The sequence below is a fragment of the Nocardia pseudobrasiliensis NBRC 108224 genome (genome assembly GCF_001613105.1).
GTDB lineage: Bacteria > Actinomycetota > Actinomycetes > Mycobacteriales > Mycobacteriaceae > Nocardia > Nocardia pseudobrasiliensis.
In genome coordinates this window covers 77,036-88,029 of the sequence record NZ_BDBS01000039.1, presented here as the reverse complement: position 1 = coordinate 88,029, position 10,994 = coordinate 77,036, and the positions used below count along the sequence as shown (strand labels likewise).

Sequence of the window (10,994 nt, the reverse complement as noted above, 5' to 3'; positions counted from 1 at the left end):
TCAGGCCTTCGAAGAATGCGGCCTTCGTCGAACGCCTACGTCTAGACTGCGCCCGGACGTTTTGGAGACCAGCGGCGCTGATGGTCATCCCGTGCAGTCAACTCTCCAGTTGTCCACCCGCTGCGGATGTCTTAGTCGGGTGCTCGGCGGTTGCGGAACTTACGAGTTCCTTACGCGCCGCGCCGGTATCGCCCGCTAGGCTGTACGCCACTGGCTCGTGGCCGAATTCGGGCGGTGTGGCCGGGCATTTCGTACCCGGCATCAAGAGCAAACGATAAGTCAGGACCTGAGCCGAACCAACTTAGGTTTGGCTAATTATGGCGTCTACCTGGGCGTCTTCATCGGTCCTCCACTACCTGCGCGTTCTCCAGTGTAAAGCAGGCAGAGCGGATATCTTCAGTCGCTTTCACCACGGGGTGCCATGGTCGCGCGCCAACGCCTCCGGAACCGGGCCGAGAGCTCCGGACCGCCCTCTCACCTGCATCGAAGCAGTATTCCCACCGGGCGTGGCGGACAAACCGGATTGTAAGGCGGCTAACTTCCCGGACACGTGGACGAGACAATTCGTATACCTGAACGACGAGCCAGGCCAATGTTCCGACCGTACGGCCTGCTTTGCATCCAGGGGCTACAGCACAATCTCAGCAAACACTGAAATGTGCGATATGTCACATTAGTTCGGGCTACAGAGCGCGGCGCTCGCGCGGACCAGCGCGGCCTGGTGCAGGGCGTCGGACCGGCCGCCGGTCAGGGCGGGAAAGACGCTGGTAGCCAGGCGTTCGGCGCAGCCGGGCCCGGATAGTTCGGCGCGATGCGCGGCCAATTCCTCGACGATCTCGCCATTGACCCGATCGATCACAGGCCGGACCGCGATCAGATTCGGCGCGACCGTCGGCGCGGCGGCCGAATCGAAGCGCCAGCGCGCGATGAGCCCGCGCTGAACCATCTTGTTGGCCTCGATCTGTCCGGCGAATACCTGCCGCACCCAATTCTCCGACACCCCGAGCGCCGCACCGGCGCGGGCCATCGCGTCGTAGACCTCGGCCTCGCGGGCCGGATCATCGATGACGGGCTCGGCTCCGCTCGCGGCCGCGCTCACCCATTTGGCGGCCGCGACGGTATCGCCGGTCTCCAATCGGGTCAGGGCCAGTTCGACGACCCGATCCAGCGGCCGCTCGGCCGCCGGTTCGGCATGGGCCGCCGGTGGGGTCGTCACCGGCAGGGCCGTTCCGGGCAGGGCCCCGAGGGCCGCCGCGGCCGCAAGTACCAGCGCGGATACGCGCATCCGCGAACCTCCTGTTCGTCGCGCCTCGCAAACCGGCCGACGTCGCGCGCCCGGAAAGCCGTCACCGTTCGAGAATAGGGATCCGCTGCCATCACCGACAGGCAGCCGCTGCCAGCCGTCGTCGCCACCACGCCGAAGTGTGAGGCTGACCACATCACCGCCGTCACAGTCGGTGGAATCCGGGCCCGCCTGTCACGCTGGTGAGCGGCTTGCGAAAACGACTGGGACGTAGAGGATGTGAATCCCCAATGACCTTCGGCGGCCCCTCTTCCTCCTTGTTCCCCTGGCTCGGCGGCGCCGGATCCGAGCTCGGCGACCCGCACGAACGGGCCGGTTACGCGGTCAGCGGCGCGGTGGTGCTGCTGTTCGCCGTCACCTCCGGCATCGTGGTGGCCCTCGCGGGCTCGGCCGCGCACTGGCCGCTCGCGGTGCTCGTCGTGGTGGCGCTGTTGGCCGCGTTGATCTTCGGAGCGATGTCACGGGCATTGACCACGGCCTCGCTGTCGGGGCGGATGCTCTCCCCCGGGCGGCGGCGCGGCGATGCACTCGGCCGGATGGCGGTCGCGGCATTGGCCGGTGTGCTGATCGCCGAATTGGCGAGCACCGTACTGCTGGGCGGCACGGTCGATCGCGCACTGGACGAACGGGCAAGGCAGGACGCCGAATCCGCGCCCGCGGTCGTCACCGCCCGCACCCGCCTCGACGAGGCACGCGCCGATCGCACGACCCTCGATCAGGTAATGGCCAAGGCGCAGGGCGATATAGATCAGGCGTTGGTGATCGCGCGCTGCGAATACAACCCGAGCCCACAGTGCCCGCAGACCAGGATCACCGGGATACCCGGCGTCGGCCCGGAGACGCGGACCGACAACGAGATGCTCGAGGACGCGCGCGGACGACTCACCGCCGCGCAGACCCGGATTCCGACCCTCGACACCCGGATCTCCGAACGGCAGCAGGCCCTCGACGAGGCCCGCACCGAGGCCGTCCGCACCGGCGACCGCGGCCTGGGCGCGCGCTGGCTGGCCATGCACGACTACACGGTCGGACACGGCGGCGCTCTGCTGCTGCGCCTGGCCACCCTGGTGATCGGCGTCCTGCTTGCCCTGCTGCCGCTGCTGCTGCGCTGGTGGCGCGGGGAGACGTCGTTCGATCGCCGCATGGCCGCCCGGACGGTCACCCAGCGCGCCGAACAGGCCGCCGTCACCGCGATCGCGGTCAAACGCGCCGAGGTGCACGCCGAAACCGAAAAGCTACGCGCCGATCAGGAATTGACGTCGGCCCGCCTCGCCGCGCAGGCCGATGCCGCCATCGATCGAGAGCGGCAGCGCAAGCGGGTCATCGCCGCGATCGGCAATCTGGAGATCGGCTTCACCGAACCGCAGGCGCTCGCCGAACTTCCGGCCGTCACGGCCGAGAACCGAAAGGACAGCTCCGTGTCTCAGGGGAATGTGCACCAGCCCGCCCTACCCGCCCGGCTCGACACCGGCGCGAAACAGGGTGGTGGCCTGGAACTTCCGGTGATCGGTACGGTGCCCTTCACCGATACCGCCGCGCGCTGGATCCGCCCGCTGGTGCCGTCCTTCGTCGCCAGCGCCCTCGATACCGCGACCAATCCGCTGCGCACCGTGCGTCAGGTCTTCGAGGAGGCCGAGGAGATCACCTTCACGCTGCGCCGCACTCGCAAGATCACCGTGAATTCGGAGGATTCGGCCCAGCCGCATCCCGGCCAGCCCGGCTACGCCCAGCAGGTCGCGGCGCAGGTCGTCGACGCGGACTATTCCGATCCGCGCTATTCGGCACTGCCGCCGAGTCAGGGCGGATCCGCTTACGATTTGTCCGGCGTCGAGGGGCAGCAGGCCGTTCCCGGCCGGCTGGGTGATCCGGAACTGGACTATCGCGGCGCGCGCCAACTTCCGCCCGGCGGTCGCTCGGAGTAATCCGCGTCACAGTCGAAACGGGTTGGCTGCCAGTTTGTTTCACGTAAAACATGAAAAACGGCTGGTCCTCGGCGTATCAATCCGCGTTGACTGTACGGGTGACCGATTACGAGGTGGTTCGGGTCTTCTGCGGTCCGGACGGACGATTCGGCAATGAGCTGGGGATCGTGCGCGCGGACGGTGGTTCCGATGAGCAGCGGCTGAGGATCGCGCGGACGCTGGGTTTCAGCGAAACCGTCTTCATCGACGATGCCGCGGGGGGCGAGATCGATATCTGGACACCATCGACGCGACTGCCGTTCGCCGGACATCCCTGTGTGGGCGTCGCCGCGCTACTCGGAGCGAGCGCACTGCACACCCGCGCGGGCCGGGTGGACGCCCGCCGCGACGGCGAATTCACCTGGATCGCCGCCCAGCCCGAGTGGGCGCCCCCACGCACACTGCGGCAGTACGGCTCGCCCGAAGAGGTGGCGGCGCTCGATGTGCCGCCGCCCGGCGCGTGGATCTACGCCTGGGCCTGGCAGGACGAAGCCGCGGGCCGAATCCGCGCCCGCGCCTTCCCCGGTCGCGGCGACGGCATCGATGAGGACGAGGCCACCGGCGCGGCCGCGCTGTTACTGGCCGCGGAGTTGGGCCGATCCGTGGAGATCACCCAGGGGCGCGGCTCGGTGATCCACACCCGCCCGTGCGCGGACGGTCGCATCGAGATCGGCGGGCGCGTGCGCCCGTGACCGCTATGCGGTGACCGGCAGCGCCCGGAATCCACGGATCGCGAATTCGGGACGGCGCACGGGTTCCGCGGCGAGTTCGAGATCCGGTAGCCGCCGGGCCAATTCGATCAGTGCGGCGCTCACCTCGATGCGGGCCAGGGGCGCACCGAGGCAGTAGTGGATTCCCGCGCCGAAGCCGAGATGTGGATTGGGCGAGCGGGTGATGTCGAGTCGGTCCGGTTCCGCGAACACCAGTGGATCGCGGGCCGCCGCGCCGAGCAGTGCGGCGATCCTGTCGCCGGGCGCCAGCCGGTGGCCCGCGATGACGACCTCGGCGGTCGCGGTGCGCACGAAGATCTGCAGCGGCGAGTCGTAGCGAATGATTTCGTCCGTCGCGGTGACCGCGAGGCCGGGATCGGAGACCAGCCGTCGCCACTGGTCCCGATTTTCCAGCAGGGCCCGTACGCCATTGCCGATGGCGTTCACGGTCGCCTCGTGACCGGCCATCAGCAGCAGTACCGCGGTCGCGACCAATTCGTCGTCGGTCAGTCGCTCGCCCGTGTCGGCGACGGCCACCAGATCGCTCAGCAGCCCCGGCCCCGGACGGTCCCGGCGCCGGGCCACCAGATCGCGCAGATAGGCGACGAATTCCGCCGCGGCGTCCTCGGCCTCGGCGCGACGCTGTTCGGTCTGCTCGGGTTCGTACATCTTCACGATCGCGTTCGACCACGGCCGCAACCGATCTCGATCGGCCTCGGGCACATCGAGCAGATCGGCGATGACCTGCACCGGCAGCGGGGCAGCGACATATTCGAGCAGGTCGGCGGAGCCGGTTTCGGCGATCGCGGTGCGCAACCCGGCGACGGAGTCCTCGGCGCGCCGCCGCACCGCGGGCGTGAGCCGATCGACATGTCCGCGGGCGAAGGCCGCCGAGACCAGACCTCGCAAGCGGGTGTGGCTCGGCGGCTCGCTCTCCAGCATCGAATGCCGATGCAGCAGGTTGAAATTCGGGAATCGGTCGGCCGGTTGCGCATCCGCCCAGATCCGGCCGAGGCCCCGATCCCGCAGTACCCGCGCGGCGGCCGCGTGCGAGACCGCGACCGCCATCCCGAGTCCCGGATGCGCGTGCACCGCACCGCACTCGCGCAGCCGCGCGAAGGTCGGATAGGGATCGGCCAGGAATTCGGGATCGGCCGGGTCGAAGGGCGGCCCGTCGGCGGCGCTCATGATCGCCACTGTAGGGCGATCCGGGGAAGGCTGCCGCCCGTTCCGGGTCCGGTGGCTTCGGACCGGTCCGGCGGTCAGTGTGGCGCGCCGACTCGCGATCGGTGCGAATCCTGTTGGGCGGCATCGCCGTCCCCCGCCATCGGCGCGGCGGCCGAGCGGGCGGCGAAGAAGCCGACGAACACCAGGATCACGGCCGTCGCGATCGCCGCGACATGCATACCGGAGACGAACGCCTCATGCGCCGAGTTCAGCAGCGCCGTCGCCGCCGGTTCGGACAGCCCGCGTGCGGTTTCGGCAGCGCCGCCGAGGGATTCGCGAGCCGTGGCCTGCTGCGCGTCGGAAATGCCGCCGACGTCCAGCCCGTGCCGGAACACGGCCATGACCACACTGCCCAGGATCGCGACGCCGAGGGCGACGCCCGCCTCCAGCGCGGTTTCCGACACCGCGGCCGCTGCGCCCGCGCGTTCGGCGGGCGCGGTGCCGACGACCATATCCGACGAAATCGTCAGCGCCACACCGACACCCGCGCCGACCAGCAGGAACCCGATGGCGAACGGCCACACTTCGGCTGCCGGATCCGCTCCGAGCAGCACGAACAGCCCCGCGCCGAGCGCCGCCACCACGAGCGACGCGCCCAGCACCAGATTCGGCCGCCACAGCCGCACCAGCCACGCCGAGGCCAGCGCCGAGATCATGCTCGCCAACATGCCGGGCAACAGGAGCAGACCGGCGTCCAGCGGCGAACGTCCCAGTACCAGCTGCAGATACTGCGATCCGAAGAACAGCACACCGGCCAGTGCGAAGACCGACAGCAGATTGGTCAGCACGGCCGTGCGGAACCGCGGCAGCGCGAACAGCCGCAGATCCAGCATCGGATCGGCCAGCGCCCGCTGCCGCCGCACGAACAGCACACCCGCGAGCACGCCGACCGCCGCGATCCCGATCATCGCGAGATCGATACCGTGCGCGGCGGTTTCCTTGACCGCGTACACGACCGGCACCAGCGCCAGCATCGACAGCCCAGCGCTGATCAGATCGAATCGACCCGGATTCGGATCCCGCGATTCCGGCACCAGCACCGGACCGAGCACGACCAGTCCCAGCATCACCGGGAGATTGATCAGGAAGACCGAACCCCACCAGAAGTGCTCGAGCAGCCAGCCGCCGAGCAGCGGGCCCAGGGCGGCGCCGCCACCGGCCATCGCGCTCCAGACCGCGATCGCGACCGTGCGCTGTCGCGGATCGGTGAACATGGCCCGGATCAGACCCAGCGTGGCGGGCATCAGGGTGGCGCCCGCGACGCCCTGCAGCACGCGCGCGGCGATCAGCATCTCCGGGCTGACCGACCAGGCCGCGACCGCGGAGGCCAGTCCGAAGCCGACCGCACCGATCAGCAGCAACCGCCGCCGCCCGATGCGATCGCCCAGCGCGCCCATGGTCACCAGCAGACCGGCGAGCACGAACGAGTAGACGTCGATGATCCACAGCAGCTGCGGCGTGGTCGGGGCGAGGTGGGCGCTGATGGCGGGCACCGCGATATCCAGCACGGTCGCGTCCACGGAGATGAGCAGCAGCGCGAGCACCAGGACGCCGAGCCCGCCCCAGTCCCGAGCGGAGGCCCGGCGTGGAGTCGCGAGGGCGGTGTTCATGGTTTCTTCTCGACTTTCATCCCGATCTTCTAACCGTCCAGACGGTACAGTAACAGAATTACCGTCCGGACGGTACAGTAATTCCCGTGACAGGCACCCGCGACCGAATTCTCGACGCCCTCGAGACGCTGCTGCTGGACAAGGGCATGTCCCAGGTCACCCTGGAAAACGTCGCCGCCGCCGCGGGCGTCTCCAAGGGCGGCCTGCTCTACCACTTCAAGAGCAAGGACGCCCTCCTGGCCGGCCTGGTCCGTCGCCTGGGCGAACGCTCCACCGAACAACTCGGCCAAGCGGTGGCCCAGGGCAAATCGGTGGCCGAGTGGTACCTGCAAACCCCCAACCCGCAAAACGATTCCGACGCCCTCGAACTGGCCCTCTACCGCTCGATGGTCGCCGCCATGCGCACGGTCGAAGGCCCGCCCACCCCCCACGACGACGAGGTCCAACGCGCCGTAGCCGACGTCATGACCTCCTGGAAAGACGGCCTCGACGCCGAACTCCCCGACCCCGTCCAAGCCGAACTCATCCGCCTGGTAGGAGACGGCGTCTTCCTCCGCACCCTCCTGGGCCTCCCTCCACTCGACCCCACCCTCTACAAGGCAGTAGTCACCCGCCTCCTGAACCCTTGACCCAGCGCTAGCGCGCCGGACCAAGGGAAAGATATGGCCGCGCCGGACCAAGGGAAAGATATGGCCGCGCCGGACCAAGGGAAAGGGCCGCGCCGGGCCAAGGGGAACGGCCGCGTCGGATCGAGAAGATGTGGCCGTGCCGGATCAAGAGGAACGGCCGCGTCGGATCAAGAGAAGATGTGGCCGTGCCGGATCAAGAGGAACGGCCGGGCCAGGTCAAGAGAAAGATGGTGCAGTCCAACTTCCTTCGACCGGTGTAGACCACCTTCCCTCGACCGGTGCAGACCGCCATTCTTCGACCGTTGCGGACCACCTTTCCTTCGACCGTTGCGGACCGCGTCCTTCCACCGCCACAGACCCCCCGGCCGCTACAGACCACCCCCTCGGCCGTGCGGACCACCCCTCCCTCGACCGTCGCGGACACCTCTCCCTCAGCCGTGCGGACCACCCCTCCCTCGACCGTCGCGGACACCTCCCTCGACCGCTGCGGACCACCTCTCTCGGCCGTTGCGGCGACCTCTCCCCGGCCGTTGCGGACATCTCTGCCCCGGCCGCTGCAAACCACCCCTCGCCCTGTCGTTGCAGTCATCTTTCCCTTGCCCCGGAGCGTCAGCGACGGGGTGAGGGTGGGGATATCGGAGGGGGAAATGGGGAGGTGGCGGATACACTCGGGCGCGTGAGCTCAGCCGGTGCCGGTGGGGCCGGGCTGGCGGTCGGTCCGGTCGGGGTTGTTGGTGGGTCGGATGGGGAGTTGGTGCCGGTTCGGCCGTTGGCGTTTCGGGAGTTGCTGGATCTGCCGTTTGCGTTGATTCAGGGGCATGTGCGGTTGTTGGCGGGGTTGATCGCGCCGGTTTATGTGGTCGCGGTGGGGGTGGTTGTGGGGGTTACGGCCGCGGGGTCGGGTGTCACGGGTGGGTCGGATGACGGGACCGCTTGGGCGGCAATCGTTTCCACGCTGGTGTGCGCTTGGTTGTTGCGGTTGTTCGTGCGGGGGGTGGCTACGCCGATCGGGTTGGCGGGGGTGCATCTGCGGGCGATCGGATGGCGCGGAGCGCTGGCGGAGATGCGGGCACGGTTCGGTGCGCTGCTCGCGTTTCAGGGGATCTACACATTGATCGGGGCCGGGGTGTTGATACCGGCGACGCCGCTGATGATCACACTGCTACCCGCGATCGTCTGGTTGAGCTGGCTGCGGGCCAAGCGGTTCGCGGTGCTGCCGGTGCTGTTCGAGGAGGGGGGCGGGTATCGGGCGGCGGTCGCGCGCGCGAAAATCCTTGCCGTGGGGGCGGAATGGCAGATCGCGGGGCTGTGGCTGTATCTACGCGGGTTGCTGCTCGTACTGGTCGTGCCGGTACTCGGGATTCCGCTGTTCCTGTCCGATTTCTCCGGCACCCACCGCTGGGCGGTCATCGTCTTGGTCACCGCGGCGGCACTGTTGATCGTCACCTTCACCGAGGTCGTCGATTCGGCGACCCGCGTGGTCGCCTACGTCGACCGCCGCTGCCGCCGGGAGGCCTGGGATATTCGCATTCCGGTGGGAGGCCGGATCCGATGACGACGGGCGAACATCCGACGGAACCGTCGGCGCCGGATGCCCCGGCCCTCGGACCCGCGGCCGATCATCTCCACGCGGCCGAACAGGCCGCCGGGCGCGGCGATTTCGATGCCGCCGTGCGGGAACGCTTTCGCGCGGTCGTGCGCGGCCTGGAACAGGGCGGCGTCCTCGAGGTGCGCCGGGCCCGCACCGCCCGCGAGACCGCCGACGCCGCCGTCACCACCGTCGGCGACCGCGCCGCCGAACTGCCCTCCGTCGCAGCGGGTTTCGACGAGGTCGTCTACGGCGGCCGCGCCGCCACCGCCGCCGAATACGATCGACTGGCCCGCGCGGATCGGTTCTCCCAGGCACCGCCACCGCCGCCGGAGGCCGTCGAGGTCGCCACGCGCGAACGTCGGCGACGCACCTGGCGACGCCCGCCGCCGCTGCCGGAACTGCTGCGCGATCCGAGGTTCTGGGCGATCGTCGTCGGCCTGATCGCCGCGGCGCTGATCGTCTACGCCCTGCTGCGCCTGGCCGCCGCCCCGACCGCGCCACCGCCGCAACATGTTCCGTCACCGGGCCGCCCCGAACTACCGGATCCGGATCCGGGCGCCGGCACCGACTCGATCTTCGCCCGCCTGCCCGACGCCCTCGCCTTCGGCGGCCTGCAGCTGCTGATCTGCGCCGCGATCGTGGTGTGGTGGCGGGCCCGCCGCCGCGGCGCACTGGTCGGCGAACCGCGACCGGTGGAGGTCGCCGCGGGCGAACTGCTGACCGGACAGGCCGCGCTGTACCGCCGATCCCACGATCGCGACCACGTCGCGGCGAAACTGCGCGCGGCGACGCTGCGCCGGATCCGGCCGATGCTGGGCATCGCCGCCGACGCCTCCCCCGACCTGATCGTCACCACCCTCGCCGCGCGCCTGGGCGCACACCCCGCCGAAATCGGCGCGGCGCTGTACGGCCCGGTGCCCGACGATGGCACCCTGCAAACCGTTGTCGCACAACTGGACCGCATCGAATCGGAGATCGGATGACCACGGTGGACACCAACCACACCCCGACCGCCGAGGACGCCCATCGGGCGTTCGGGGCACTGCGCACCGAGATCGGCAAGGCGGTAGTGGGCAACGACCAGGCCGTGATGTTCCTGGTGCTGGCGCTGCTGTGCCGCGGGCATGTGCTGCTGGAAGGCGTTCCGGGCGTGGCGAAGACTCTGCTGGTGCGCGCGCTGGCGACGGCTCTGGACCTCGAGCACGCGCGCGTTCAGTTCACCCCCGATCTCATGCCGGGCGATGTGACCGGTTCGCAGATCTACGATCCGCATTCGACGGAATTCACCTTCCGCCGCGGACCGGTTTTCACGAATCTGCTACTGGCCGACGAGATCAACCGCACTCCCCCGAAAACCCAGTCGGCCCTGTTGGAATCGATGGAGGAGCGGCAGGTCTCGGTGGACGGGACACCACGCCCGCTGCCCGAACCGTTCGTGGTGGTGGCCACCCAGAACCCCATCGAACAGGAGGGCACCTATCCACTGCCGGAGGCGCAGCTGGACCGCTTCCTGTTCAAGGTCGACATCCGGCTGCCCGGCCGCGACGACGAATTCCGCATTCTGCAGCGCCATGCCGCGGGCTTCGATCCGCGCGATCTGGCGGCGGCGGGGCTGCGTCCGGTGGCCGGTCCGGCGCATATCGCGGCGGCCCGCGCCGCGATATCCGAGGTGACGATCGGCCCGGAGGTGCTGGCCTACATCGTCGATCTGTGCCGGGCGACCCGCAGTTCCCCGGCCGTACAGCACGGCGCGTCCACCCGCGGCGCCACCGCGCTGATGGCCGCGGCGCGGGCACTGGCCTGGCTGGGCGGCCGCGGCTTCGTCACCCCCGACGATGTGAAACATGTTGCGGTGGTGGTACTTCGGCATCGGCTGCAGCTGCGGCCCGAGGCGGAGCTGGACGGGGCGACGGCCGAGGGCGTGATGTCGTCGCTGCTGGCCTCGGTTCCGGTTCCGGTGTAG

9 protein-coding genes are annotated in these 10,994 nt (G+C 69.4%); 6 read left to right on the top strand and 3 right to left on the bottom strand.

What is annotated here, in order from left to right:
* Window positions 1-673: 673 nt before the first annotated feature.
* Window positions 674-1,285 carry a gamma subclass chorismate mutase AroQ gene (aroQ, locus tag NP4_RS28500; protein WP_082876298.1) on the bottom strand — a complete coding sequence of 204 codons (612 nt, stop codon included), beginning with the start codon at window positions 1,283-1,285 and terminating at the stop codon, window positions 674-676.
* A 248-nt stretch (window positions 1,286-1,533) separates the two neighbouring features.
* Here aroQ and NP4_RS28495 point away from each other — a divergent pair, with 248 nt between their 5' ends.
* Together NP4_RS28495 and NP4_RS28490 are read left to right on the top strand one after the other, a co-directional pair.
* Window positions 1,534-3,225 carry a DUF4407 domain-containing protein gene (locus NP4_RS28495; RefSeq protein ID WP_068004479.1) on the top strand — a complete coding sequence of 564 codons (1,692 nt, stop codon included), beginning with the start codon at window positions 1,534-1,536 and terminating at the stop codon, window positions 3,223-3,225.
* A 98-nt stretch (window positions 3,226-3,323) separates the two neighbouring features.
* Complete coding sequence (locus NP4_RS28490) at window positions 3,324-3,956, top strand: PhzF family phenazine biosynthesis protein (RefSeq protein ID WP_068004566.1); 633 nt, start codon at window positions 3,324-3,326, stop codon at window positions 3,954-3,956.
* Window positions 3,957-3,959: 3 nt separating this feature from the next.
* Here NP4_RS28490 and NP4_RS28485 read toward each other — a convergent pair whose 3' ends face one another.
* Together NP4_RS28485 and NP4_RS28480 are read right to left on the bottom strand one after the other, a co-directional pair.
* Entirely contained in the window at window positions 3,960-5,162 is a 1,203-nt protein-coding gene (locus NP4_RS28485) for a cytochrome P450 (RefSeq protein WP_068004564.1), read from the bottom strand.
* Between the two features lie 74 nt (window positions 5,163-5,236).
* Entirely contained in the window at window positions 5,237-6,811 is a 1,575-nt protein-coding gene (locus NP4_RS28480) for an MFS transporter (protein WP_082876297.1), read from the bottom strand.
* Between the two features lie 86 nt (window positions 6,812-6,897).
* On the opposite strand from NP4_RS28480, the gene NP4_RS28475 reads away from it, so the two are divergent.
* The 4 genes from NP4_RS28475 (at window position 6,898) to NP4_RS28460 (ending at window position 10,994) form a co-directional block, all read left to right on the top strand.
* Window positions 6,898-7,440: a TetR/AcrR family transcriptional regulator gene (locus NP4_RS28475; RefSeq protein ID WP_068004474.1), complete on the top strand. Its 543-nt coding sequence runs from the start codon at window positions 6,898-6,900 to the stop codon at window positions 7,438-7,440.
* 676 nt (window positions 7,441-8,116) lie between these two features.
* Window positions 8,117-8,995 carry a hypothetical protein gene (locus tag NP4_RS28470; protein WP_245998606.1) on the top strand — a complete coding sequence of 293 codons (879 nt, stop codon included), beginning with the start codon at window positions 8,117-8,119 and terminating at the stop codon, window positions 8,993-8,995.
* Window positions 8,992-10,014 (top strand): DUF4129 domain-containing protein, encoded by a 1,023-nt coding sequence (locus NP4_RS28465; protein ID WP_068004467.1) that lies wholly within the window; start codon window positions 8,992-8,994, stop codon window positions 10,012-10,014. Before NP4_RS28470 ends, NP4_RS28465 begins: the two co-directional genes overlap by 4 nt.
* Complete coding sequence (locus NP4_RS28460; protein ID WP_068004464.1) at window positions 10,011-10,994, top strand: AAA family ATPase; 984 nt, start codon at window positions 10,011-10,013, stop codon at window positions 10,992-10,994. Before NP4_RS28465 ends, NP4_RS28460 begins: the two co-directional genes overlap by 4 nt.

What these genes read in the sequence shown, in the direction of transcription:
- aroQ (WP_082876298.1), bottom strand. Translation starts at nt 1,285, where the DNA reads ATGCGCGTATCCGCGCTGGTACTTGCGGCCGCGGCGGCCCTCGGGGCC.
- NP4_RS28495 (WP_068004479.1), top strand. Translation starts at nt 1,534, where the DNA reads ATGACCTTCGGCGGCCCCTCTTCCTCCTTGTTCCCCTGGCTCGGCGGC.
- NP4_RS28485 (WP_068004564.1), bottom strand. Translation starts at nt 5,162, where the DNA reads ATGAGCGCCGCCGACGGGCCGCCCTTCGACCCGGCCGATCCCGAATTC.
- NP4_RS28480 (WP_082876297.1), bottom strand. Translation starts at nt 6,811, where the DNA reads ATGAACACCGCCCTCGCGACTCCACGCCGGGCCTCCGCTCGGGACTGG.
- NP4_RS28465 (WP_068004467.1), top strand. Translation starts at nt 8,992, where the DNA reads ATGACGACGGGCGAACATCCGACGGAACCGTCGGCGCCGGATGCCCCG.
- NP4_RS28460 (WP_068004464.1), top strand. Translation starts at nt 10,011, where the DNA reads ATGACCACGGTGGACACCAACCACACCCCGACCGCCGAGGACGCCCAT.